Source organism: Kribbella sp. NPDC004138 (assembly GCF_053603655.1).
In genome coordinates this window covers 159,670-183,077 of sequence record NZ_JBSGFZ010000017.1, presented here as the reverse complement: position 1 = coordinate 183,077, position 23,408 = coordinate 159,670, and the positions used below count along the sequence as shown (strand labels likewise).

At 69.3% G+C, this 23,408-nt stretch carries 22 protein-coding genes, 1 tRNA gene and 1 pseudogene; 14 read left to right on the top strand and 10 right to left on the bottom strand.

Going from position 1 to position 23,408, the window contains the following annotated elements:
• The first annotated feature begins 62 nt into the window (after window positions 1-62).
• From ACWEOO_RS24465 to ACWEOO_RS24425, 9 genes and pseudogenes are all read left to right on the top strand, one after another.
• Window positions 63-1,634, top strand: coding sequence for an alkaline phosphatase D family protein (locus ACWEOO_RS24465; RefSeq protein ID WP_452144968.1), 1,572 nt, complete (start codon window positions 63-65; stop codon window positions 1,632-1,634).
• Window positions 1,631-2,482, top strand: a complete 852-nt coding sequence (locus ACWEOO_RS24460) for a galactose-binding domain-containing protein (RefSeq protein ID WP_452144967.1) — start codon at window positions 1,631-1,633, stop codon at window positions 2,480-2,482. Before ACWEOO_RS24465 ends, ACWEOO_RS24460 begins: the two co-directional genes overlap by 4 nt.
• A gap of 106 nt (window positions 2,483-2,588) precedes the next feature.
• Complete coding sequence (locus ACWEOO_RS24455) at window positions 2,589-3,014, top strand: hypothetical protein (protein WP_452144966.1); 426 nt, start codon at window positions 2,589-2,591, stop codon at window positions 3,012-3,014.
• Window positions 3,015-3,226: 212 nt separating this feature from the next.
• Window positions 3,227-4,033 carry an SGNH/GDSL hydrolase family protein gene (locus tag ACWEOO_RS24450; protein ID WP_452144965.1) on the top strand — a complete coding sequence of 269 codons (807 nt, stop codon included), beginning with the start codon at window positions 3,227-3,229 and terminating at the stop codon, window positions 4,031-4,033.
• A 556-nt stretch (window positions 4,034-4,589) separates the two neighbouring features.
• Window positions 4,590-5,693 (top strand): right-handed parallel beta-helix repeat-containing protein, encoded by a 1,104-nt coding sequence (locus tag ACWEOO_RS24445; protein WP_452144964.1) that lies wholly within the window; start codon window positions 4,590-4,592, stop codon window positions 5,691-5,693.
• Window positions 5,694-5,996: 303 nt separating this feature from the next.
• Window positions 5,997-7,004: a hypothetical protein gene (locus tag ACWEOO_RS24440; RefSeq protein WP_452144963.1), complete on the top strand. Its 1,008-nt coding sequence runs from the start codon at window positions 5,997-5,999 to the stop codon at window positions 7,002-7,004.
• A gap of 175 nt (window positions 7,005-7,179) precedes the next feature.
• Window positions 7,180-7,344 (top strand): hypothetical protein, encoded by a 165-nt coding sequence (locus ACWEOO_RS24435; RefSeq protein ID WP_452144962.1) that lies wholly within the window; start codon window positions 7,180-7,182, stop codon window positions 7,342-7,344.
• Window positions 7,345-7,543: 199 nt separating this feature from the next.
• A pseudogene (locus ACWEOO_RS24430) lies at window positions 7,544-7,924 on the top strand (RRQRL motif-containing zinc-binding protein); the annotation flags it as partial.
• Between the two features lie 238 nt (window positions 7,925-8,162).
• Entirely contained in the window at window positions 8,163-8,879 is a 717-nt protein-coding gene (locus ACWEOO_RS24425) for a tyrosine-type recombinase/integrase (protein WP_452144961.1), read from the top strand.
• A gap of 78 nt (window positions 8,880-8,957) precedes the next feature.
• On the opposite strand, the gene ACWEOO_RS24420 is transcribed toward ACWEOO_RS24425, so the two are convergent.
• Window positions 8,958-9,031 (bottom strand) — tRNA-Gly (locus tag ACWEOO_RS24420).
• Between the two features lie 394 nt (window positions 9,032-9,425).
• Between ACWEOO_RS24420 and ACWEOO_RS24415 the strand changes: the two genes are divergently transcribed.
• Window positions 9,426-9,866: a MarR family winged helix-turn-helix transcriptional regulator gene (locus tag ACWEOO_RS24415; RefSeq protein ID WP_359935684.1), complete on the top strand. Its 441-nt coding sequence runs from the start codon at window positions 9,426-9,428 to the stop codon at window positions 9,864-9,866.
• Between the two features lie 147 nt (window positions 9,867-10,013).
• Entirely contained in the window at window positions 10,014-10,589 is a 576-nt protein-coding gene (gene dcd, locus ACWEOO_RS24410) for a dCTP deaminase (RefSeq protein ID WP_452144960.1), read from the top strand.
• 49 nt (window positions 10,590-10,638) lie between these two features.
• Here the strand turns inward: dcd and ACWEOO_RS24405 are convergent, their stop codons facing one another.
• From ACWEOO_RS24405 to ACWEOO_RS24390, 4 genes are all read right to left on the bottom strand, one after another.
• A complete protein-coding gene (locus tag ACWEOO_RS24405; protein ID WP_452144959.1) occupies window positions 10,639-12,135 on the bottom strand; it encodes a hypothetical protein in 1,497 nt (498 codons plus the stop codon).
• A 197-nt stretch (window positions 12,136-12,332) separates the two neighbouring features.
• On the bottom strand, window positions 12,333-12,578 hold the full coding sequence (locus ACWEOO_RS24400) for a hypothetical protein (RefSeq protein WP_452144958.1): 246 nt from the start codon (window positions 12,576-12,578) through the stop codon (window positions 12,333-12,335).
• Between the two features lie 100 nt (window positions 12,579-12,678).
• Window positions 12,679-13,515 carry a DUF4097 family beta strand repeat-containing protein gene (locus ACWEOO_RS24395; RefSeq protein WP_452144957.1) on the bottom strand — a complete coding sequence of 279 codons (837 nt, stop codon included), beginning with the start codon at window positions 13,513-13,515 and terminating at the stop codon, window positions 12,679-12,681.
• Entirely contained in the window at window positions 13,512-14,285 is a 774-nt protein-coding gene (locus tag ACWEOO_RS24390; protein WP_359935694.1) for a hypothetical protein, read from the bottom strand. Before ACWEOO_RS24390 ends, ACWEOO_RS24395 begins: the two co-directional genes overlap by 4 nt.
• 100 nt (window positions 14,286-14,385) lie before the next feature.
• Here ACWEOO_RS24390 and ACWEOO_RS24385 point away from each other — a divergent pair, with 100 nt between their 5' ends.
• Window positions 14,386-15,180 (top strand): SDR family NAD(P)-dependent oxidoreductase, encoded by a 795-nt coding sequence (locus tag ACWEOO_RS24385; protein WP_452144956.1) that lies wholly within the window; start codon window positions 14,386-14,388, stop codon window positions 15,178-15,180.
• Here the strand turns inward: ACWEOO_RS24385 and ACWEOO_RS24380 are convergent.
• Both ACWEOO_RS24380 and ACWEOO_RS24375 read right to left on the bottom strand, forming a co-directional pair.
• Window positions 15,115-15,876 carry a CPBP family intramembrane glutamic endopeptidase gene (locus ACWEOO_RS24380; protein WP_452144955.1) on the bottom strand — a complete coding sequence of 254 codons (762 nt, stop codon included), beginning with the start codon at window positions 15,874-15,876 and terminating at the stop codon, window positions 15,115-15,117. The genes ACWEOO_RS24385 and ACWEOO_RS24380 overlap by 66 nt on opposite strands.
• On the bottom strand, window positions 15,785-16,465 hold the full coding sequence (locus ACWEOO_RS24375; protein ID WP_452144954.1) for a TetR/AcrR family transcriptional regulator: 681 nt from the start codon (window positions 16,463-16,465) through the stop codon (window positions 15,785-15,787). The genes ACWEOO_RS24380 and ACWEOO_RS24375 overlap by 92 nt, the downstream gene beginning before the upstream one ends.
• Before the next feature lie 201 nt (window positions 16,466-16,666).
• Here ACWEOO_RS24375 and ACWEOO_RS24370 point away from each other — a divergent pair, with 201 nt between their 5' ends.
• The gene (locus ACWEOO_RS24370; RefSeq protein WP_452144953.1) at window positions 16,667-19,234 is read left to right on the top strand and encodes a hypothetical protein; all 2,568 of its coding nucleotides are present in this window, start codon (window positions 16,667-16,669) and stop codon (window positions 19,232-19,234) included.
• Here ACWEOO_RS24370 and ACWEOO_RS24365 read toward each other — a convergent pair.
• On the bottom strand, window positions 19,207-19,632 hold the full coding sequence (locus ACWEOO_RS24365) for a hypothetical protein (protein WP_452144952.1): 426 nt from the start codon (window positions 19,630-19,632) through the stop codon (window positions 19,207-19,209). The two genes, ACWEOO_RS24370 and ACWEOO_RS24365, sit on opposite strands and share 28 nt — an antisense overlap.
• A gap of 167 nt (window positions 19,633-19,799) precedes the next feature.
• Here ACWEOO_RS24365 and ACWEOO_RS24360 point away from each other — a divergent pair, with 167 nt between their 5' ends.
• A complete protein-coding gene (locus ACWEOO_RS24360; protein ID WP_452144951.1) occupies window positions 19,800-22,304 on the top strand; it encodes a polysaccharide lyase family 8 super-sandwich domain-containing protein in 2,505 nt (834 codons plus the stop codon).
• On the opposite strand, the gene ACWEOO_RS24355 is transcribed toward ACWEOO_RS24360, so the two are convergent.
• Window positions 22,282-22,806: a MarR family winged helix-turn-helix transcriptional regulator gene (locus ACWEOO_RS24355; protein WP_359935708.1), complete on the bottom strand. Its 525-nt coding sequence runs from the start codon at window positions 22,804-22,806 to the stop codon at window positions 22,282-22,284. The genes ACWEOO_RS24360 and ACWEOO_RS24355 overlap by 23 nt on opposite strands.
• Window positions 22,803-23,402, bottom strand: coding sequence for a DJ-1/PfpI family protein (locus ACWEOO_RS24350; protein ID WP_452144950.1), 600 nt, complete (start codon window positions 23,400-23,402; stop codon window positions 22,803-22,805). Before ACWEOO_RS24350 ends, ACWEOO_RS24355 begins: the two co-directional genes overlap by 4 nt.
• Window positions 23,403-23,408 lie beyond the last annotated feature (6 nt).

The following is a 23,408-nucleotide window of genomic DNA, read 5'->3' as shown; positions in this document are numbered from 1 at the left end:
ACTTCTCGTAATCTCCCGTTACGGATGTGATCACCTCGGGATGATCGGGTGGGTGGGTGCCGATGCCGACTACACGACGCAACTTCCTCACCGCCAGCGGAGCAGCGGCGGCGCTCGCGCTGGGCGGCAGTCTTCCGGAGATCAGGACGGCTGTCGCAGGGTGGACGGGCCGGCCGGACCGGCGGGATCCGTTCACGCTCGGTGTCGCGTCCGGCGATCCGTTGCCGGACGCGGTGGTGATCTGGACCCGGCTGGCCCCCGATCCGCTCGCGCCGTTCGGCGGGATGGATCGGCGGCCGGTCGAGGTGCAGTGGCAGGTCGCGGCGGACGAGCGGTTCCACCGGATCGTCCGCTCGGGCACGGCCCGGACCGGGCCCGAGTCGAGCCATTCGGTGCACGTCGACGTCCGTGGCCTGCAGCCGTGGCGCCACTACTGGTACCGCTTCCGCGTGAACGGGCAGCTCAGCCCGGTCGGCCGGACCAAAACGGCACCGGCGTACGACGCTGTCGTTCCTGAACTGTCGCTGGCCTTCGCGTCCTGCCAGGCTTGGTGGGAGGGCTGGTACACGGCGTACGCCGACATGGCCCGGCGCGACCACGACGTGGTGTTCTTCCTCGGCGACTACATCTACGAGTTCGGCATCGACCGCGGCATCCGCCCGCACTCGAACGAGCCGTACATCACCCAGCAGACCGTGACGCTGGACGAGTACCGGCAGCGGTTCGCGGCGTACAAGCTGGATCCCGACCTGCAGAGCGCGCACGCGAACGCGCCGTGGATCGTGACGCTCGACGATCACGAGGTGGTCGACAACTGGGCCGACGAGGCACATCCGAGCGCGCCGCCGGCGCAGTTCCGGGTCCGCCGCGCCAACGCGTTCCGCGCGTACTGGGAACACATGCCGCTGCGGCTCGCGCAACTGCCCAAGGGTCCGGACATGCAGCTGTACCGGCGGATCAGGTACGGGCGGCTCGCCGAGTTCAGCGTGCTCGACACCCGCCAGTACCGGTCCGACCAGGCGTACGGCGACGGCACGAAGGCACCTGGGCCGGAGACGAAGGACCCGGCGCGCACGATCACCGGCGACGCGCAGGAGAAGTGGCTGCTCGACGGCTGGGCCGCGTCGCAGACCCGGTGGAACGTGCTGGCGCACCAGACCGCGATCGCCCGGCTGGACACGAAGGACGGGCCCGGCGTCCTGGTCCCGATGGACACCTGGGACGGGTACGAGGCGTCCCGGAACCGGATCCTCGGCGGCGCGGTCCAGCGGAAGGTCCGCAACCTGGTCTCGATCGCCGGCGACCTGCACCGCAGCGTGGCCTCGGACCTGAAGCTCGACTTCGACGATCCGGCGTCGGCGACGGTCGGCGCCGAGTTCGTCGGTACGTCGATCACGTCCGGGATGGACGGTGAGGACCTCGACGCCGGCGGCGCAACGTTGCTGCGGGAGAACCCGCACCTGAAGTTCGGCAACTTCCAGCGCGGCTACGTGAGCTGCAGCGTCACACCGCAGCGGTGGATCTCCGACTACCGCGTCGTCGACAAGGTGTCCGTCCAGGGCGGCATCGTGAGCACGCGCGCCAAACTCCTCGTCGAGGACGGCCGCCCCGGCATCGCGGAGGTACAGCAATGAGGATCCCCCGACAGACCGTCGTCGCCGCCGGCGCGCTGGTCGCGGCCGCCCTGCTCGGCTCCAGCTCGATGCCTTCAGCAACTTCCGACGTGGCGATCGGCGTCGCGCCGGAGACGCTGAACGTGGTCGGCCTGCCCTGCTTCCCGGGTTTGCTGAACCTGACGATGACCAACAACGGGCCCCAGGACCGGTACGCCGACCTGACGCTCGAGCCGGCCGGTCCGCTGCAGCTGTCCCGCACGCTGTTCTCGTCCTGGCTGCCCGCGGTCGACCCCGACCAGCCGGTCTCCGCGCCGGTCGAGGTCCGCGTCCCGCGCGACACCGCGCCCGGAAACTACACGATCGACGTGGAGGTCGACCGGTCGCGGGTGAGCGTTCCGGTGACGGTCGACCCGCTGCCGCCGAAGGGTCCGGGCGACAACCTCGCGCTCGGCGAACAGGCGACCGCGTCCTCCACGCACGGCAACTTCACCCTCTGCGGCGCCGTCGACGGCGACAAGGACTCCGAACACTGGGACACGCTGACCGGTTGGAACGACGGCACCCGCGCCGCCTTCCCCGACACGTACGACGTGGCGCTGTCCGCGTCCGCGACCGTCAACCGGGTGGAGCTGTACACGCTCGACTCGGCGAAGTACCCGGCCCGTTTGAACGGCCTGCGCGACTGGGACGTGCAGGCCCGCGTTGCCGGCGCCTGGCAGACCGTGGCCCAGGTCCGAGGCAACGCCGCCGGCCACGTCACGTCGACCTTCACCCCCGTCCAGGCGGACGCTGTCCGCATCCTCTGCCTCGACGGCAACGACCACACCTACTCCCGCATCGTCGAACTGGAGGTCTACGGCAGCTGATCGTTGCTTGAATCAACTGTTTGAACTGTCGATGACCTGTCTTGGTCATGCGCATGTTTGAATGTCGCGGTTCCAGGAACATTCCACCTCTGATTTTTGGAGACTCATGCGCAAGCTCACCCGTAGGCTGCTCGGCGGCGCCGCGGCGGTAGTAGTCGTCACGGCCGCGACCACGGTGGCGACGACGACCGCCGCATCGGCCACGACCGGAACCCCGAGCGGTGCGCCGCCGAACGACGTGGACGTCTGGTGCGTGTCGACGACCGGGGCCAAGGCGTGCTTCAAGGCCTACGGCGACAAGGTCTGGGTGAAGGACACCGTGGCGAACGGCCAGTCCGCCGCCGGCACCATCAAGGAGGACGCGTCGCCGTCCGGCTGGTACCGCGAATGCTTCAACACCCGAGGCGCCGACGGCGGCTGGGTGATGTGCGACTTCGACGTACCGGAGTACTCCGCCGGCGTGCTGTGGGCCGTGAACAACCCGTTCATCGGCAGCCAGGCCAGCACAAAGATCCAGACCACCATCATCTGACCCCTTCACAGCGCCGCGCGGTTCGAGAGTGGGTCAGCCGTTTGATGCAACGGGTTCGGCGACGTTTCTTGGCCCGTTGACTTGGCTTTCGTCGAAGGCGGAATCTGGTGTAGAGGCTCGCTGTTGGGCGCGGCGACCTAGGGGGCGGGATGGCTTGGGTGCCTGGCATGGGGCGGCGGAGCAGGATGCGCCGATGCGCCGTCGTTGTCGCCGTGCTGCTGACGCTCGCGGGGTGCGGGGCACCGGCGAAGTCGACTACGCCCTCCAGCACTGCGGCTGAGCCGGTCGGACTGATAGCCATCGGGCATTCAGCCCTGACTGGCCACGGAACGGCCGAGCCGCCGCAGGCCGGGCTTCAGTATTCCTGGGCGACGGGCACGAACCCGAAGGTGAACAGCATCTATCTGCGCCTGGTGAAGGTGCGACCGGAGGACAAGGGCCACGTCGCGAACACGGCGATCGACGGCGCCACCGCATCGGCATTGGACGGCGAGGCGAATGCGGCGCTGCGGCAGGTGTCTGCACCCGCCCTGGTGATCATCTCGATCATCGGCAACGACATCCGGTGTGACGGCACCGACAAGCAACATATCCCCGAGTTCGGTCAGGACGTCCGTGACGCCCTGGATACCATCACCGAGAAGTCGCCCGACTCGCGGATCCTCATCCTGGGCCGGATGGGAACTCCCAGCCCCGCGCTCACGCGGGCGATCGTTGCCCGCGACCCGAATGCGCAGTACGCCGTCACCGGTTCCGGCATCTGCGACTTCTACAACGTCGCGGGCGAGCTGATGCCCTCGCACTTCAAGACGCTCACCGCCATCATCGAGGCGTACGAGGCCGAACAGGCGCGAGTGTGCGCCAAGTACCGGCAGTGCAACACCGATGGCGGCGCCCGCGCCGCCTACCAGGACAAGCTCGAAGATTTCGCGCCCGATTGGATCCATCACAACATCGCCGGCCAGAACGCGGAGGCCGCGATCACCTGGCCGGTCGTCGAGAAGATCCTCGGGCTGTAGCGAACGATCAGCCGGGACAAGACGAAAGCCCAGGTCAGGGAACTACCCCTTGACCCGGGCTCTTGTCATGTCCTCACGGTGGAGCGGGTGACGGGAATCGAACCCGCACTGTCAGCTTGGGAACAGAACTGTCAGTCACATTCGTTCCGCGCTTGGCGGAGCTGCCGGGAAATGAGGGCCGAATTGACCGCGGATGACCGCCGGTTCGCGCGATGGACCGGTCGGTCGGGCACGCATCGGGCACGAGGCCCGATGGGCGATCCGGGCGCGTTCGTCACACGCCGATAGCGACTGCACGAGGTGGATCGATGATCGCAGAGTCCCAAGGGGTGGGGCACCTGGGCTGCTCAGCCCTGGCAGTGGGCAGCCATGAGGCGAAGCGCAGTAGGACATCTGGCGGATTGTGCCGTCTAAGGGCCGGTGGGATGATCGAGTCGTTCTACCACGGCTGGCGAGCCAGTTTTGGGTAGCCCGACTCTCGGGGTGGGAGTGGGCGCCGTTTGGTGTCGCCCCGCCTGGTCATCGGCGCGTCGTGCCGAGTTTGGGGGAGGTTCACATGAGCATGAACTTGGCAGCCCACCGCTTTAGCCTAACCGTTTCAAGCCTGGTCCTGGCCACGGCAATGAGTGTCGCCTGGGCGTCCCCCTCAGGTGCGGTCGCGCCGGGGGTGAGCTGTGGTGAGGTGGTGACATCGGATATCACGCTCAAGGCTGATCTGGTCGGCTGTCCGGATGTCGCTCTCGAGGTAGGCGCCGACAATGTGACTATCGACTTGGGTGGTCACACTCTGGGCGGTGTGGGGGACAATCTCGGCGTGCTGAGCGAGGGCCACACCGGCGTCACTGTGACTCACGGGGCCATCGAGCAGTTCGACATTGGTGTGCTGGGCGTCGACTCCTCGCGCGGCGCCATCTCGAATGTCCGCTTCCGGGACATCGCCGGCAAGGCCATCATCCTCGTGCGCTCAAGCAACAACGCCCTGAGCCACAACTCCTTCGTTGGCATCGCCGATGCGGCACTGGGCGTCTTTGATGGCTCGGTCGGTAACTCCATCACCGACAGTTACTTCACGCAGGCGGGCGCGGGGGTCGAGAACAACTTCGCGGACGCGACCGTTGTCACGCGCAACACCATGACGTCTGTCGGGTCGGGGGTCATCGTCGAGAGCTCGGACGGCTTGCAGATTACCGACAACGAGATCTCCCACAGCATTCCCGATAGGTGCGAGGGGTGCGGGATCGGCGTCCAGATCTACGGCAACGACATCCTCGTGGCCAGAAACACCCTGATCGACTCGCCGCGCTATGGGATCGAGCTGGATGACTTCCAGGATGAGGGACACAGTCCCGCCACGGACAACCGGATTGTTGGCAACAGGGTCATCGGCTCCGGCATCGGGATCGCCATCGGCCCGGAGGCGGGCGGCCGCGTGCTCAACACCCTGATTCTGGATAACACCGTCGTCAACGCCGCTTCGGACGGGATCCAGCTGCTTGGTCCATCGACCGGCTTGGAGACGTCCACCCTCACTGGCAACCGCGCCATGCACAACGGCAATCTGGGCATCAACACCGTCGCCGGCACCATCGACGGCGGAGGAAACCGCGCCGCCGGTAACGCAGATCCGGCCCAGTGCGTAAATATCACGTGCACGCCGTGAGGTGACGCCTACCTGCGGGTCAACTTACGGCTGGACAGGGTCCGCCTCGACCCGATACGCGGCCAGCCGCGGGCCGTGTCGTGCGTGACCTGGGCAGTCGTCGCCGGAGCGGATGACGGGAATCGAACCCGCGTGCCAGCTTGGGAACAGGATTGTCATCGTCGGCCTACCCACGCCCGGTGTCGCCGGGCCGGGTCGCGGGTTCCAATTGACCGTGGTTGACCGCAGTTGCGTGCTGCGTGCCATCCGATCGGGCACGAATCGGGCACGACCCCGGAGCGGGGCTACCCTTCGACAGCCCCGATGGCCGCCGCCGGCGACGAGCCGGACTGGCTGGGCTTCAAGAAGGTTGCCCACCGCATCATCTTCGGTGAGGTCCCCAACCCCAACGACCCCGACCCGATCGGGCACCTGCTCGCCAGCCTGGACGAGATCATCGCCCACATCGACAAGGTCAACTCACTGCTCACCGAGCTGCCGGTCGACGTGTGCCCGGACGGCAAGCTCACCCCCGAACTGGCCCGTGACCCGCGCTACCCGGAGCTGCGGGTGTGGGTGCTGGTGATGGAGGAATTCCAGAAGTACTTCGAGACCGAGGACCAGGAGGTCAACAAGCAGATCGCCCGCAAGCTGTCGCTGATCCAGGCTGTCGGCCCGAGCGCGGGTGTGTGGCTGATCTCCTGCTCGCAGAAGCCGTCCGGCGTCGGCGCGGGTGACGTGCAGCGGCTGTTCAACCGGTTCCGGGACAACCACACGCTGCGGTTCGCGCTGCGCTGCGGTAACCGCGACGTGTCCATGGCCCTGCTCGGTGGCGACGCCTACCAGGAGGGCTACGACGCGTCCACGCTGCCGCTGGGGGACAAGTTCCGGGGTGTCGGCTACCTGTACGGCGCAGACGACCACCCGCCGACCGTGCGCACCTACCTGGCCGACGCCAAGGACGCCGACAAGATCCTGACCGCCGCCCGCAAGCACCGCGAGGCTCAGGGCCTGCTGACCGGTGAGGCGGCCGGGGAGCAGATCGAGCGCAACAGCCGCGACGTGCTGGCCGACATCCTGACCGTGCTCGGTGCCGACACCGCCGCGCACTGGGAGGCGATCGCCGGACGGCTCGCAGAGCAGATGCCCGAGCAGTACGACGGCACGACCCCGGAGGCGATCTCGGCTCAGGCCCGAGCGCTGCACGTGCCGAGCCGGGACGTGAAGCGCGACGGCGTGAACCGCAAGGGTGCCCGCGCCGCCGACATCCGCACAGCGATCGAGCGCCGCGACAACCCGACCGGCAGCTCAGCCGCAGGCAACAGAGAGTAATCAACTCTAGCTGGGTGGTGGGACGGGTCGGGGTAGCGCGCCGAGCGCTACCGGTAGCGGCAACGCTACCCGTCCCGCTACCTCCAATCTCCAACCTGACCAGGCCGTATATCCGCAGGTAGCGGGTCGCGGCCACGGCTCCGCACGCCCAAAAACCGGCTCCTGGAGGCTTTCCATGCTGTCCCCCGCCGCTACCTCTACCCTCACCGCCGCTACCTACGGTAGCGGGCAGGGTAGCGCCTCGCTCGACCTGGCCGCGACCATCCACACCATCACTCAGGCCGCCACGGTGGCACTCATCGTGACCGCCGTCGTCGGCATCTACCTGCTGTCTGCCTGATCTGGCCGTTCGGCAAGTGCCGCCGCTGCAAGGGCGAGGGCAAGCTCAAGTCCCCGCTCGGCAAGGCGTTCCGGCCCTGCGGGAAGTGCCGAGGCTCCGGCATGCGACTGCGACTCGGACGCCACGTCATCAACCACTACCGCGCTCTGCACGGTGCCGGGGACAACGCGACCAGCAAGGCAGGCAAGGGTGATCGCAAGTGACCCGGCAGGTGATCGAGCGCGCCAGCCTGCACCCGGCCGCCTCGCGCTGGATCGAGCTGTGGAACGGCAAACAGGCCCTCGGCTGGGACTACTACGGCACCCCGGTGTTCCGGTTCCGGTGGGCACCCGCAGGACTGGCCACCCGTCGCCAGCTCCGCGCCATGCGGATGTGCCCGGGCGGGCAGGAGCCGTACGCGCTGCTGGTCTGGCGCAACGGCAAACGCTGGGCGTGGCTGTACCGGCTCGACCTCGCTCGCCCGTCGCGGGTGCCGTCCCCGGCTCAGCTCAACGCACTGGACAAGGCCATGCAGGCACGCCGCACCTGCCAGCTCTGCCGGGCCGTCACCGACTACTGCATCCCCACTTCTGACGGCCGCTGCATCGACTGCATCGACGCCGCCAACTACCCGCAGGCCCAAGACGCTCGTTCTCTACAACGGACTGCTGCGCAACCACATTGCGCCGGCGCTCGGAACCGAGCCGCTGAACTCGCTCACCGCGCCGATGCTCCGGACCTGGCGGAAATCACTCCTGGACAGCGGCCTGGGACCTGTCACCACCGCAAAGGCGTACCGGCTGCTGCGGTCGATTCTGACGACGGCTGTGGAGGACCGAATGATCGAATTCAACCCCTGCTACATCAAAGGCGCTGCAACCGAGAAGAGCCCCGAGCGGCCGACCCTGACGCTTGCCGAGGTCTACCGGATCGCAAGCGGGATTGCGCCTCGCTATCGAGCGCTTGTTTTGCTCGCAGCGATGGGCAGTCTGCGATGGGGCGAGTTGGCCGGGCTGCAAAGGCGGGATGTGAGCTTGTCCCGTGGGGTCGTCAAGGTACGGCGGGCTGCCGTCGAACTCCCGACCGGTGAACTCAGGATCGGTCCGCCAAAGTCGGACGCTGGTATGCGGGACATTCACCTTCCGGAGCTGGTGATGGAGGACCTTCGGTTTCACTTCGAGATCTACGTCAAGCCTGGCGCGGAGTCACACGTCTTTACTGGGCCGAAGGGAGCACTGCTGCGCCGGTCGAACTTCCAGCGAGCCTGGCGGAAGGCCGTGACGGCGGCCGAGCTGCCCGGCACGATCCACTTCCACGACCTGCGCCACACCGGCAACAACTGGGCTGCCGAAGCGGGCGCAACTTTGGCCGACCTGATGCAGCGGATGGGTCATGCCAGCACCCGAGCTGCCGTCCGGTACATCCACACTCGCGACAGTCGGCAGCGGTTCCTCGCCCAAGCGATGTCAGAACACCTCGACGGACTGCGGGCCGACGGCACCGACCAGGACGGAGATGACGAAGACGGCGCGTTGCCGGTCGCATCGGGCACGTAACGGGCACGCGGCCGGTTTCACGCCGCTGACATGACTCAGCCCCGGTCGGCAACATGCCGCTGACCCGGGGCTGAGCTATGGAGCGGGTGACGGGAATCGAACCCGCACTGTCAGCTTGGGAAGCTGATGTTCTGCCATTGAACTACACCCGCGCGGCCGGTCTCCCGGTAGCGGAGACGAGCATAGCCGATCCGCGGGCCGGCAACCACGTGGGGTCCGCGCGCCGGGTCGTAGATCGGCCCCGGTCGGCATCCCGGGGGGCCGCCCGCCGGCCACCCCGTTGCCAGTGCCGGCGGGCCCGGTTGCTGCGGTGTCAGCCGCCCGGGGCCGAACTTGGTGCCGAATGCATCGAAAAGGGGGTTACGGACGGTTTGCACCGGAGGTTCTTGGGCAGTTTTTCACAAAGGGCACGTTCAGGACTGGGCAGGGTCGTCATCTTCTGGCAGATTAGAACGCGTTGCCGGGGGCAACATTCAACGCAACGTGAGGATGCGGTCCTGGACCGGGCGACATGGTTGCGGGGCAACTGGAATGAAGGGGTGAACGGTGGCAACAGACACTACTGACGCGGTGGACAACCTGGAGAAGGAACTCGTCACGTTGGCACGGCGGCTGCGCGGTCTGCAGCGGACGCTGTCCGTCGAGGCGCATCCGGACCTGGAGCCGGCGCAGTACGCGTTGCTGAACCACGTGGAGGAGCTGGCGCCGGTGCGGATGGCCGACCTGGTGGCAGCGCTCGAGGTGGACAAGGGACCGGTCAGCCGGGCCTGCGCGCGACTCGAGGAGGAGGGCCTGCTGAAGCGGGCCGCCGACAAGTCGGACGCGCGTGCGACCCTGCTGACCCTGACCGCGGCCGGCAAGCGCAAGCTGACGGCGGCCCGGAAGAAGCGGCACAAGGTGATCGAGGACCTGCTCAAGGACTGGTCCCCGGCGCAGGTCAAGACCTTCGCCACCCAGGTGTCGAAGTTCAACAAGCTGGCCAACTGACGATAGTTGCCTCAGGCCCACGGTCTGGTGGTGTGCTCCCGCCGGGGAGCTGAGGGCTCCGGACGACTCACCACCAGGCACGGGGAAGCACCGCGGCCGCGGCCTCCGGTGCTGCACGGACGAGCGGCACGCTGCTAACGTGCGACCGTGCTGCTCTCCGACCGCGACATCTTGGCCGAGCTCGACGCGAAGCGGGTCCAGCTGGACCCGTTCGAAGCTGCGATGGTGCAGCCGTCGAGTGTCGACGTACGGCTGGACCGGTTCTTCCGGGTCTTCGAGAACCACAAGTACCCGCATATCGACCCGTCCGAGGAACAGCCCGACCTGACCCGGCTCGTCGAGCCCGAGGGGGACGAGCCGTTCATCCTGCATCCCGGTGAGTTCGTCCTGGGATCGACGTACGAGCTCGTGACGCTCCCCGACGACGTCGCCGCCCGCCTCGAGGGCAAGTCGTCGCTGGGCCGGCTCGGCCTGCTGACCCACTCGACGGCCGGCTTCATCGACCCCGGCTTCTCCGGCCACGTCACGCTCGAGCTCTCGAACGTCGCCACGCTGCCGATCAAGCTCTGGCCCGGGATGAAGATCGGCCAGCTCTGTTTCTTCCGGCTGTCCTCCCCCGCCGAGCACCCGTACGGCTCCGCCAAGTACGGCTCCCGCTACCAGGGCCAGCGCGGCCCGACGCCGTCCCGCTCGTTCCAGAACTTCCACCGCACCGACGTCTGACCAACGAAAAGGGGCCCCGGAATCCCCGGGGCCCTTCGTTTCAGGTAGGTCAGGCGCTCGGCTTCAGGTAGACGAGGACCGCCCGCAAGTCGCTGGAGCCGAAGCCGCCGCCCTGCGGCAGCTGTGTATAAACGCCACCGTACGGCGACACCGCGCCCGGCGATCCCAGCTTGCCGTCGTAGAGGCTCATGTCACTCCCGCCGGCGGACTTCTGGTCAGACGGCGTGGCACTGGCCGTCGAGGAGTTGCTGTCCGAAGGGGAGTCGCTGCTCGAAGGAGTCTCGCCGGCCGACGGGCTGCCGCTCGGGGTGCCTGACGGGGACGCGCCCGGCAGGTCCTCGCCAGTCTTGGCGTCCATCAGTACCGCCTGCTTCTCGGTCTGCACGTACACGACGCCGTGGTACGCCGCGGTCACGCGGGGCACGACACGCTCTCCGGACTCGGTGGTCCAGCCCCAGGTCTTCTTGCCGGTGCTGTCGTCGAGTCCGAAGATCTCGTGCTGGCCGCTGGGCGCACTGTCCCTGCAGACGATCGAGCTCGCGTGGTCCCAGGTGCAGTCGTAGCCACCACCTTCCGGTAGCCCTGGCACCGACTTCACCACGGTGCCGGTCGACAGATCGACCGAGTAGAGCGAGCCGACATCCTTCATGGTGTTGCTCGAGTACAGCGTGCCGTAGAAGAACGCGTGCTTGGCACCACCGGTGAGCGGCTCCACATCGCCCTGCTTCAGCGGGATCTGCTTCGTCACCTTGCCGCTCGCGCCGTCGACCAGCACGACGCCGGCGTCATTCGCGTTCTCCTTGCTCTCGGCCTTGGCACCCGCGAGCACGCCGCCGTGGACGGCGCCCGGCAGGACGCCCGGCACGACAGTGGACTTCTTCGTCGCGGGGTCCGCGTAGACCGTCGCGAAGCGCGTCTTCACGATCAGTCTGTCGCTGGCGCTCACTCCGATGGCGACCTGGCCGGTCTCCGGGTCGTACTGCACGTTCTTCAGCTCCGGATTACCGAAGCTTCCGTCCACCGTGCTCACCGGCGTGGACACCTCCGCGAGCTTCTGGCCGGTCGCGACGTCGATCCACTGGACCAGCACCAAGCCCTGCGGCTTCTGGGTGCCATTGCCCTTGTCGGCTTCCGCGTAGGCCATCACCGCGACGTCCTTGCCGTCGACCTTCACCGCCATCGGCTTGGACGCGTCGTTGACCGTGGTGGTGTCGGCGGCGGTCGACTTGACCTCCCAGGCCGTGCTCGGGTCGACGACGTCGCGGCCGGTAACACCCCGGTAGTTGGCGACCAGGGCGACCTGGCCGACCATGCCGGGCATCGCCTCGTCGAACATGGCCCGTCCCTCCCAGTCGGGCACCGGGTACGCCGCGGAGGCTGTGAAGGCCATCGGCGGGTCGAACGTCGGGAAGGCCGGGGCGGACGGCGTGGGCGAGGAGGTGGAGGTGCCGCCGTTGTTCTCGGAGCCCGAGTCGGACTTCTTGTCGTCGCCGCCGCAGCCGGTCAGCAGGATCAGAGCAGCGGTGACAGCGGTGGTTGCCACCATCGGACGCAACATCGTTGGTTTCTCTCCCAGGTCGCCGAGAATGATCGCCTGAACGCTAGCAGTGGCCGCGGGTCCGTCCGGGCAGTTATCCACAGGCGTTGCAGCAACCTGCAAGTACTATGCGCGGCGCGGCGCTCCGAGAAGGCCGAGGCGTTCCAGTACGGCGTAGACGGTCCCGGCCGCCGGCGGCACGCCGTTCATCGGACGATCGAGAGCCCGGTCCCGCGGTGGCGGGGCTGTGGCTCGGTCAGCGGCCGGGTGGCCGGCTCGGTCAGGCGGCGTGAGGCCGGCTCCAGCCGGTCGGCCAGCTTGCGCAGCACCCCCGCCAGACCTTCCCGCGGGCTGGTCCGGGTCCTGTCCTCCTGCAGCCGTGCCCGGGCCTCGGCGACCCGCAACTGCTCGGCGACGCGGTAGCGGGCGACTTCCTGGTGTTCGCTGATCATGATGGTGCTCCCCTCGCGTTGTCCCCGTGCTGTGTGGTGGTTTTCGGCAATGCTTCGCCCAGGTCCCGCCCCCAGTGGCGGGACCTCGTGCGGTGGTGGGTCAGACCTTGACGACGGTGATGTCGCCGGAGACGGTGCGGGCGCGCAGCATCAGGGCGCGCTCCCCCTCGGCCGGCTTCTGGCCGGGCTCGAGGTCGCACCGGATCCGCCCGGTGACGGTCTTCAGGTCCAGGTACGTCGGCAGTCCGTTCGGGACGCCGATCTGTACGTCGCCGCGGGCCGTCTCGGCCTGGACGCTCGGTCCGTCGGCGATCTCGACCTTGACGTCACCGGAACCGGAGGTGGCGACCGAGTGGTCGCGGATCCGCTCGATGGTGATGTCCCCCGAGCCGACCTTGACGGAGGTGGGACCGGCGGCGTCGCCGATCGTGACGTCACCGGAGCCGGTGCTCAGGCCGAGCGCGTCACCGGCCTCCTCGATGTCGATCGAGCCGGAGCCGGTGCCGGCGCGAACCGCGCCGACGGCGTTCCCGACCTTGACGTCACCGCTGCCGGTGTTGACGCCGAGCTCCTTCTCGACCCGGGTCAGGCGGACGTCGCCGGAGCCGGTCGCGAGCCGCGCCGAGCCGAGCGGCACGTCGGCGGTGATGTCGCCGGAGCCGGTCCTGACCCGGGCGTCGAGCACCTCCGAGGTGGCGATCCGGACCTGGATCTCGGGGCCCCGCCGGACGTTGCGCGGGCCTTCGACGATCAGTTCGCCGTCGACGACCTCGACGGTCACGTCCTCCTCCGGCCCGCTGTCGACGTCCACCGTCACCGTGGTGCCCTTGGTGTCGCCGTTGCCGGAGATCTCCACCAGGCCGGAGCCGATCTCGATCCGGATCCGTCCGATCCGGTCGTTCTCGTCGTCGGTGAGTTGCTGGCTGAAGCCGTTCATTCCGCCCATCCCGTCAGTCGCTGGCCCGGCCCGTGTCCGCCACGGCGGCGTTCCTTGTCCTCGCGCCGCCGGTCCTTGTCCTCGCGGCGGCGGTCCCGGTCGTCACGGCGCCGGTCGCGCTCCCAGCGGCCCCGGTCCGGGCCGAAGACGCCTTCCTCGCCGAACGGGCCGTTCGGACCGAACACGCCGTTCGGGCCGAAGACGCCGTCGGGGCCGAGCGGTCCGTTCGGACCCAGCGGGCCCTCCGGGCCGAACACCGGTCCGCGCGGCGGGCGCGGCGGCCGGGGCGGGCGTGGACCGCGGCGGCGCTCGCTCAGCTCGGTCATCACGGTGCGCATCAGCCACGCGTTCGAGGAGATGCCCTCGGCGGCCGCGGCCTCGTCCACCTTGTTCTTGATCGACATCGGCAGCCGCAGCGTGATCCGCGCGGTCGGCTCGTCGGCGTCGGGGACGAACTGCTCGTCGTCCGCGACCTCGGGCTCGTCGTCGATGTCTTCGTCGGTCTCGTCCGGACCGGTCAGCTGGCTGGGCGCCGGCGTGACCACGAACTCCGGGCGGCCGCCGGCCATCCGGAGCTCGACCGAGCCCGGGGACAGCTCACGGCTGATCTCCCCGGCGGCGTCGGACAGGGCTGAGATGAGGGCCAGGCGGCCCGCGTCATCCAGCGTGGCCCCGAGGCGTTGGGCCACGGAGCGGGTTTGCTCGTCGGCCAGGGCGGTGGCGTTCTCGACGCTCCGCCGGACCGACTCGAGGTAGTGGTCAAGTTCCATGACAGCAAGCATGACGTCATGGTGACGTCACTGTCAACCCCTGCTGATGTCATGGTGGCGGCAAGGGCACAATGTGGTGCAGTCACCGACAGGAGGAAACGTGTCCAGAGGAGTACTGATCACCGGTGCGTCCAGGGGTGTCGGCGCGGCCGCCGCCCGGGCGTTCGCGGCGGCCGGCGACCGGGTCGTGCTGCACTGCCGGGGCGCGGTCGACCGCGCCGAGGAGCTTCGCGCCGGACTGCCCGGCGAGGGGCACGCGGTGATCGCCGCGGACCTCGGCGACGCGTCCGCAATCCCTTCACTGGTTGCGGAATCGGCCGCCGCGCTCGGTCGCATCGACGTGCTGGTGAACAACGCCGCGATGTTCGTCGACGAGCCGGTTGCGGGCTCCCGGCGGGTCGGTCACCCGCTGGCGGACACGTCGTACGACGAGTGGGTCGCGACCTGGCGCCGTACCCTCGCGGTCAACCTCGAGGGCGCGGCGCACGTGACCTGGTGCGTGGCGCGGCAGATGCTCGACCAGGATCCCGCGGACGGCGTACGGCGGGGCGCGATCGTCAACGTCGGCTCCCGGGGCGCGTACCGCGGCGAGCCCGACGTGCCGGCGTACGGCGCCTCGAAGGCCGGGCTGCACTCGCTCGGGCAGTCGTTGGCGGCATCGCTGGCGCCGCATGACATCACCGTGACGTCAATCGCGCCCGGATTCATCGCGACCGACATGACCGAGAGCTTCCTCGCGGGTCCCGGCGGGGACGCGATCCGGGCGCAGAGCCCGTTCAACCGGGTCGCCACCGCCGAGGAGGTCGGGAACGCGATCTACTGGCTCGCCTCAGCCGACGCGAACTGGGCCAGCGGCGCGGTCCTCGACTTCAACGGCGCGTCGTACCTGCACTGAGCTGACCACCACCGCGGCGACCGTCCACACCGCGGCCAGCACCGCCATCGGGAACACGTCGCCGTCCTCCTCGCCGAACAACAGGATCAGCGAGAGGTTGACGGCGGCGTGCGCCGCGGTGGCGACGACGAGATTGGTCCGGCGCGCCTCCCGGAGGACCGCGCCGAGCACCACCGACAGCGCGGTCGCCATCACGACGAACAGCCCCATGTACACGAGCCCGTGCGCGAATCCGCCGATGTGCCACAAGCCCCACAGCACGCCGACGACGAGCGAGGAACGCAGGACCGAGAACCGGGTCTGCAGGTAGGGCTGCAGGTACGCCCGCCACCCCAGCTCCTCACCGGCCGCGCCGACGATCATCGTGAGCACCAGCACCCAGAACGGGAACGGCAGGCTGTCCGCCCGCCACGCCCGCCCCGCGACCACGTGCACCAGGACGGACACGAGCATCGCCGCGATCACGATGCCGACCACGAGCGCACTCCGCCCGGCCGCGACCGTCGCCGGCGTGAAGCGCGCGTCGACCCGGGTGGTACGGCGGAACAGCAGGAACATCACGCCGACGCCGAGAGCCGGCGCGAACTGGACCAGCTGGATCAGCTCAGGACTCGGCCCGGTCGCTGTCTGCAGCGCGTTCAGGATCCCGCTGAAGACCATCGTGACCAGGTAGAAGACCAGAACGCGCAGAAACATCGTCACTCCTGAGATAAGGGCCGATCATCAGGTCGAGCTGCTCGGTCAGGAACTCGGTCAGCGAGCCCCAGCCGTTCACCGCCCAGACCTGGAGCGCGCCGTTGAAACAGACAAGCGTGTGCCGGGCCAGCGCCGGGACGTCGGTGTCCGCTCGGAGCTCACCGACCTCCACCGCGGACCGGTAGAACGTGTCGCAGCTGTCGACGATCGCGGCGGAGTGCGCCAGCGCGTGCTGCCGGAACTCCGGGTCCGCGACGTCGAGCTGGACGAAGCCGAGACCGTTGCCGAGCTCCTCGCGGTGCTTGATGTGCGCGACGGCCGACAGCGCGAAGTCCCGCAGCGTGGCGAGTGGCGAGGTGTTCCGGGCGGCGGCCTCCTCGGCCGCGAGCTTGACCATCAGCGGCGACCGCGCGGCGGACGCGAGCAGCAGACCCCGCTTGGACCCGAAGCGCTGCATCAGCGTCGGCGGCGCCAGACCGACGCGCGCACCGACGGCCGCGAGCGTCAGTTTCACCGGCCCGAGCTCGGCCAGGACCTGGCGGGTGGCGTCCAGGATCGCGTCGTCGCTCACCAGCCGCGGCCGGGCCATGTCACCGCCTCCGAGTTTGTGAACCGCCATTCGCTAATACACGAAATCGTAACAGATCCTTGTTGGATCAGTTAGTCAGTGACAACGGGTGAGCTTCCGGATACCGCTTTTCGGCGCAGGACGAGGGGTCCGGACCCGCGATCCCGCCGTCCGGCCCATCCGTCCGTGGCCGGGCTCGTCGTACCAACGGGAGCCTCATTCATGCGCATCGCCCGCATCACCCTGGGTCTACTGCTGTCACTGTCCGGCCTGATGGCCGCCGTCGCCGGAGCAGTCGCGGCGTTCTGGCTGGTCGGCCCGGACAACACGATCTCGACGCCCGGCCGTGAGCTCACCAGCCGGGGCCTCGCGGTCGTCACCGCCCCGGCCCTGCTCGACCGGCACGGTCCGACGCTGCACGTGAGCGCGTCGGGCGACAAACCGTTGTTCGTCGGCGTCGGACGCGACCTGGACGTCCGCGACTACCTCTCGGGAGCCGCGCACACCCAGCTGGTCCGCTTCGACCCGCCGGGCATGTTCGGCACGCAGGAGCTGCGCGGTGCGTCCGCGAAGCTGACGCCGCCCGGCGAGCTCGACTGGTGGGTCGCGCAGTCCGTGGCCGGGTCACAGTCGGTCAGCTGGCCGATCCAGGACGGGCTGTACGACGTCGTCGTGATGAACGCGGACGGTACGCCGGCGGTCGGCGGGCAGGTCACGTTCGGGATCGAGGTGCATCGGCTGTTCGGCATCTGCCTGCTGGTGCTCGGTGCGGGTGTTCTGGTGCTGGCGCTCGGGTTGACGCTGATGCTGCGCCGCCGGCGGGTGGTGGTCGCGGACACGACCGAGCTCCCGGTGATCAAGAACGACCGGATCCCGGTGCTGGTGTCGACGGCTCCGGTCGCGCGGGAGAACACACCCGCGTACCGCGTCTCGCCGTTCGCACCCGACCGCGTCAGCCCGTTCGCGCCAACCCCAACCCCGGCCGAGCCGGCAGCGGTCAAGGCAGCCATCAAGTCAGCTTCCCAGACCGCAGCAGCCGCGACGGCGGCGCAGGCGACGGCGGCGGCCGTAACCGCAGCTACCGAGGCGGGACCGGCCGGCGCGGCAACGGCCGGGACGGCAACGGCTGCCGCGGCCAGGGCTGCCGCGGCCCGGGCTGTCGCGGCTACTGCCGGCGCGGCATCAGCTGAGCCGGCGTCGGCCAGCCCGGCGACAGCTGCGGCGGCGGTCGGCACGGCAGCGGCCGGCTGCGCAACGGCTGGCTCGGCAGCGGCTACTGGGGCAACTTCCAGCGCGGCATCAGCTGCGGCGGCGTCGGCCAGCCCGGCGACGGCTGCGGCGGCCGGCACGGCAATGGCAGGGGCGGCAACGATCGGCGCGGCAACGGCTGGGGCGGCGGCAACGCGCGGAGCGGCAACGATCGGCGCGGCACCTGCTGCTGCGGGGACGGCGGGGTCGGCGACTGCTCCTGCGGGGACTGCTGCTGCGGCGACTGCCGGTGCGGGACCTGCTGCTGTGGCGGCTGGGTCGGTGGCTGGTGTGGGGCTGGGGCGGGGGGCGGGTGGGGCTGGGCGGGCTGTGCCTGTTCGGGGGGCTCGGGTTCGGCCGGCTGTGCCTGTGGCGCCGGTGTTCATGTCGGCGGCGGCGGTTGCGCGGGCGAAGGCGCCGGTGCTGATCGGGGCGGGTGCCGCGCAGCGGCACGAGGCGCCCGCACAGCCGCCGCACGAGGAGCCGGCGGAAGACGTCGCGCCGGAGACTGTTCCGCTGGCGGTCTCGCCGGAGTTCGTGAAGAGCGACGAGGCGGTCCGGCGGACGGCGGCGCTGCTGGCCAGCGGGGCGCTGTTGCTGACGGCGACGAGCTGCAGCCTCGTCCCGCCGAAGAACACGCTGACCGCGGCGGACTCCCGCCCGGCCGTCACGCTCGCCGATGCCCAGGCCGTGGTCCAGCGGTACAGCCAGCTCAACAACCAGGCGAACCGGACCCGGGACGCCAAGCTGGCCGCGACGATCGAGGGCAACCCGACACTCGCGCAGACCCAGGCGGGTTTCCTGATCGGCCGGAAGCTCGACGCCGCGGGCAAGGAGGTGTCGAAGCCGTTCAGCTACACCGACCCGGAGGTCGGCGCGCCGCAGTTCACGTCGTACCCGATGCGGTTCGTGGTCAGCTCGGGCGTCTCGAACGCGCCCGGCAACCGTCAGCTCGGCGTCTGGCAGCGCCAGAGCGCCGGCAGCCCGTGGCTGCTGACGCACTCGGTCTACCCGCCGAAGGCGGTCGAGCTGCCGGCCGTCGACGGGATGCGCACCCCGCAAGCCGCCGACCTCGAGCAACTACAGCGACAGCCCGAGACGGTGGCGAAGGACCTCGCGGCGTACCTCAGCGGCGGCAAGAACGCGCCGCAGTCGAAGCTGTTCACGCCGTCGCCGGCCCTGACCCAAACGCTCGACCTGCGCGGGAAGTCAAAGGCCGCGGACACCGCCGAGCCGTACATCGCGAGCGTCACCGACACGTTCGCGCCGTCAGGAAAGCCCCTCACGTTCATCACCGCGTCCGGCGACGCGCTGGTGTTCCTGTCGCTGACCGAGCAGTACCTGCAACGCGTAGAGCCGGGTTCGAACGCGTACTGGACCAGCGGCGAGGCCACCGCGTTCAGCAGCATGGTCAAGTACACGCAGACCTTGCACCAGGACTACCTGCACCAGGTCGCGCTCGTCATCCCGGTCAAGTCGAGCGGCGACGCCGTACAGGTCCTGTCGATCGACCCTCAACTGGTCGGCGCCGGCGGCGCCTGAGGCGAGAGCAGCCACCGCCACCGTGGCTGCTCCGTCACCACACACGCAGCCGCGAGCAGGCTGACGACGATCGCGACGCCTGTCGGCCAAGCGAACCACGCAGCCACCACGGCAGCGACCAGTTGCAGCAGGACCAGCAGAACGGTGACGGCACCGGGCACCGGTACGACGACGTGCGGCTTGTCACCAGGTGTCTGGAAGATCGTCGGCAAGCCGATCAGCACCACGACCGAGCCGATCGCCAGCGGGACGGAGTGCGGGGCGAGCGCCCAGGGCGCGCCGACCCAGGCAATCAACTCGGTGGTGAAGCGCAGGACCGAGGCCACCCGGCTGTCGGGCGCGACCGAGGCAGCCGGGGCCGGGTCGGACGAGCCGGAGCCTTCCCGGCCAGGGTCCATCGGGCCAGGGCCAGGATCAGGGCCGGCGGGAGGCGGGTCTGAGGTCACGAGGGAACGATCGCACGGCGGACCCGGTTCCTGACAACTCAGCGGTAAGCGGTTGCTGAAGAATAGTTCCGGCTGGTTGACTGCGGTGGTTAGGTTTTCCCATCCGTCCGGGAGTACCAGTGGATCTCACCCGCCGCCGCCTGCTGTCCTTCGTCCCCGCGACCGCCCTGCTGACCGCGGTCAACCCGGCTCCGGCCGCCCATGCCACCAGGGGTGCGATGACCGCCGACCCCAGCCAGTTGCTGGCCAACGCGATCGCGATCTACGCCGGAACGCCGGCGTCGAACGCGCGTCCCGAGGTCGCCGCGAAGCTGACCGCGATGGACGGCACCGCTCGTACCTGGCTGTCCGCGCTGGACCGCGCCGGCGCGGGCGAGCTGTTCGCCGGCCTCCCGCTCGGCACCAGCGATCCGAACCTGAGCGCGTCGTACCAGCACCTGTACGAGATGGCCCTCGCGTACCGGCGCCCCGGACCCGCGTCGGACCTGCAGGGCAACGAGCAGCTCCGCGCACGGATCGCCGACAAGCTGGTCTGGCTGCACGACACCTACTACGGCGACCAGTCGAAGGGGTACTACGGCAACTGGTTCACCTGGGAGATCGGCATCTCGACGTACGTGTCGAAGACGCTCGCGCTGATCGACGCCCCGGCGGACCTGGTCACGCGGTACGTCGCGTCGATGGACGCGTACCTGCGCAACGGGAAGGTCGGCGACGTCGACCTCGACTCGCGCTTCCACACCGGCGCCAACCTCGTCGACATCACCGCGAACCGCGTCCTCCAGGGCGCCCTGCTGAACGACGACGCGCGGATCCGGAAGGCGCTGCAGGACCAGTTCACGGTGTTCGCGACCGTCGACCCGTACAACTTGCAGCACGGCGTCACCGACGGGTACTACGCCGACGGCTCGTTCATCCAGCACGCCTCGGTCGCCTACACCGGCTCGTACGGAAAAGGCCTGCTCAGCAGGGTGGTGCAGACCATCAAGGTGCTCGCCGGCACGGAGTACGCGCAGAGCGACGACCTGGTCGGCGTGGTGCAGGGCTGGGTCGAGCACGGGTTCGCGCCGCTGATCTTCGAGGGCTGGATGATGGAGATCGTCAAGGGCCGCGCGGTCTCCCGGACCGGGACCGGGTACGACGACGTCGCGGTGATCGTGGAGGCGATCGTCGACCTCGCGGACTACGCGACCGCGGCGGATTCCGCCCGGCTGAAGGCGTTCGCGAAGTTCACCGCGCGGCCGACGATCAACGTGAACAGCTTCGCGTCGCCGGTCAGCATCGCGCGGTTCGCGGACCTCAAGGCGGACGCGTCGATCGTGCCGGCCGATCTCAACCCGGCGGAGCTGAGTACGGCGTTCAACGCGATGGACCGCACCGTGCACCGGCGGCCGGGGTACGCGTTCGCGCTGGCGCGGAACTCGTCGCGGATCAGCAAGTACGAGTACATGAGCGGCGAGAACCTGATGCCCTGGTTCCAGGGCGACGGCGCGCACTACCTGTACCTCGCCGGTCAGGACCAGACGCAGGCGTTCGGCATCGACTACTTCACCACCGTGTCGCCGTACGCGCTGGGTGGCGTGACGGCGCCGGTCGAGACGCGGAAGTCGATCCCGGAGTTGTATGGGACGGCGTACTACGACAACGCCGCCGCGGGCTTCACGGCCTCGTCGGAGTCGCAGAACACCTACGTCTACTTCCCGGTCGGGACCAACGCGTACTCCGGCGGCGCGACGCTCGACGCGTACGGCGCGGCCGGATGGATGCAGTCCGACGATTTCGCGTATGCGTCGCGCGAGACGCTGCCGGACGGCTTCGTCACGTACCGGAACGCGTCGGCCACCAAGTCGTGGTTCCTGCTCGACGACGAGATCGTCGTCCTCGCGGCCGGTGTCGGCGACGAGACCCGCCCGGTCACCACGACCCTCGACACCCGCATCGCCGCGCCCACCGCGCCCGTGACGATCACCGGCGCACGCCACGACGGCACGCCGTGGACAGGCACCGGCGCTGTCACGCCCCGCTGGCTCCGCTACACCAACGGCTCGGCCTCAGTGGGCTATCACTTTCTGCAGCCGGCCGAACTGTCGGTGGATCTGCAGGCAGTCACGCGGAGCCGCCGGGTGGTACGGACGTCCAACCCGGACACCGCAGTCACCAAGCAGGTCTTTGCCCTCACCGCCGCCCAACCAGCGGACTCCAAGCGCACGCTCGCCTACGCATTGGTGCCCAACGCAACAGAATCCGCGATGAAGTCCTACCAGCACGGCCGCTTGACCCTGCTCGCCAACACCCCCAGGCTCCAGGCGGTCCACCACCTGGGCCTGCAACTCACCGCCGCCAACGCCTTCGGCCCCGGCATCCACAACCTTCCCGGGCTCAGCATCGACGGCCCGGCCTCGCTGCTCATCCGCCGTCAGGCGTCCGGCGTGGAGGTCGCCGTCTCCGATCCGACGACGCAGCGCGACACGATCACGATCAAGCTGCAGGGGCAGTATCTGAAGCCCGCCGCGCCGGTCGCGGGAGTTCAGGTGACGCGCACGGTCACCGGGACCAGGCTGACCTTCACCACCCGGCACCTCTTCGGGCGGAGTCTCGCGATCAGGCTTCTTCCAGCCTGGTGATCAGGGCCTCCATCGTCGCGAGCGTCGTCCGGAGGTCTTCGAGGTCGACCGCTCGGGCGATCTCGGAGGTCCAGGGGCCCTGGGCGACCGAGATCTGCCGGATCGCCCAGTAGCCGGCCTCGGTACAGGCGAGCAGTTTTGCGCGGCGATGCGCGGGGTTCGGACGGTACTCGGCGAGGCCGCGTTCGACCAGAAGGTCGGCGATCCGCTGCACGCCCTGCCTGCTGACACCCATCAGCCGGCCGGCGTCGGCGACCGACCGCGGCTGGTCGAGGACGCCGCCGAGCACCTGCCACCAGGCCGCGGTGATCCCGCCGTTCGCGGCCAGGCCTTGCGCGGCCTCCATCAGCCGCGCGTTCAGCCGGAAGGTGGCCAGCACGACATCCGTCAGCACCACCCCACCTTCCGACCGCTTCCCGACCTCGGGCCACTCGGCCCGAGGCGGGACGCCGGCCGTATCCGTCTCCCCAACCGGCGCGGTCGATCGCGTGTCCTCGGTCATCCGACCAGCGTCGCGTACGCGGCCGGGTCGGCGCGGTGGAACACACCTTCGTACGCCTCCCGCTTCCGCTCGTCCGCGAGCCCGAGCTGCTCCAGCACGGCCCGCGCGAACTGCACCGGCGAGTCCGGCCCCGCCGTGATCACGTTGCCGTCGGCGACCGCCCGCGCGTCGACGTACCGGTCCGTGCCCTGGTAACCGGTCGCCTGCAGGTACTCCTTGGCCGCGCTCGTGTGCTTCCGCTCGTCGAGCAGCCCCGCCCGGGCGAGCCCGGCCGTCGCGCCGCAGATCGCCGCAACCGGTACGCCGGCGTCGAGGAACTGCCCCGCGAGCTTCGTGAACGCCTCGCCACCACCGACATCCCACTGCCCCGACCCCGCGAGCACCAGCAGATCGCCCGCGTCCGGCACCACGTCCGCGATCGTCACATCCGGCACGACCCGCAGCCCACCCATCGTCACCACCGGCTCGAGCGACTCTCCCACCGTCACCACGGTCCAAGGCACCCCGGTGAACCGCCCGGTCCGCAACTCCACGACCAGGTGCCCGATCTCCCAGTCCGCCAACGTCTCGTACACCGCTACATACGCCGTCTTCATAGACAA

Coding starts and splice junctions, on each gene's coding strand:
- ACWEOO_RS24460 (WP_452144967.1), top strand. CDS start 1,631: ATGAGGATCCCCCGACAGACCGTCGTCGCCGCCGGCGCGCTGGTCGCG.
- ACWEOO_RS24380 (WP_452144955.1), bottom strand. CDS start 15,876: ATGTTTCTGCGCGTTCTGGTCTTCTACCTGGTCACGATGGTCTTCAGC.
- ACWEOO_RS24375 (WP_452144954.1), bottom strand. CDS start 16,465: ATGGCCCGGCCGCGGCTGGTGAGCGACGACGCGATCCTGGACGCCACC.
- ACWEOO_RS24465 (WP_452144968.1), top strand. CDS start 63: ATGCCGACTACACGACGCAACTTCCTCACCGCCAGCGGAGCAGCGGCG.
- ACWEOO_RS24370 (WP_452144953.1), top strand. CDS start 16,667: ATGCGCATCGCCCGCATCACCCTGGGTCTACTGCTGTCACTGTCCGGC.
- ACWEOO_RS24390 (WP_359935694.1), bottom strand. CDS start 14,285: ATGGAACTTGACCACTACCTCGAGTCGGTCCGGCGGAGCGTCGAGAAC.
- ACWEOO_RS24365 (WP_452144952.1), bottom strand. CDS start 19,632: ATGGACCCTGGCCGGGAAGGCTCCGGCTCGTCCGACCCGGCCCCGGCT.
- ACWEOO_RS24425 (WP_452144961.1), top strand. CDS start 8,163: ATGATCGAATTCAACCCCTGCTACATCAAAGGCGCTGCAACCGAGAAG.
- ACWEOO_RS24445 (WP_452144964.1), top strand. CDS start 4,590: ATGAGCATGAACTTGGCAGCCCACCGCTTTAGCCTAACCGTTTCAAGC.
- ACWEOO_RS24405 (WP_452144959.1), bottom strand. CDS start 12,135: ATGGTGGCAACCACCGCTGTCACCGCTGCTCTGATCCTGCTGACCGGC.
- ACWEOO_RS24395 (WP_452144957.1), bottom strand. CDS start 13,515: ATGAACGGCTTCAGCCAGCAACTCACCGACGACGAGAACGACCGGATC.
- ACWEOO_RS24350 (WP_452144950.1), bottom strand. CDS start 23,402: ATGAAGACGGCGTATGTAGCGGTGTACGAGACGTTGGCGGACTGGGAG.
- ACWEOO_RS24455 (WP_452144966.1), top strand. CDS start 2,589: ATGCGCAAGCTCACCCGTAGGCTGCTCGGCGGCGCCGCGGCGGTAGTA.
- ACWEOO_RS24440 (WP_452144963.1), top strand. CDS start 5,997: ATGGCCGCCGCCGGCGACGAGCCGGACTGGCTGGGCTTCAAGAAGGTT.
- ACWEOO_RS24435 (WP_452144962.1), top strand. CDS start 7,180: ATGCTGTCCCCCGCCGCTACCTCTACCCTCACCGCCGCTACCTACGGT.
- ACWEOO_RS24355 (WP_359935708.1), bottom strand. CDS start 22,806: ATGACCGAGGACACGCGATCGACCGCGCCGGTTGGGGAGACGGATACG.
- ACWEOO_RS24400 (WP_452144958.1), bottom strand. CDS start 12,578: ATGATCAGCGAACACCAGGAAGTCGCCCGCTACCGCGTCGCCGAGCAG.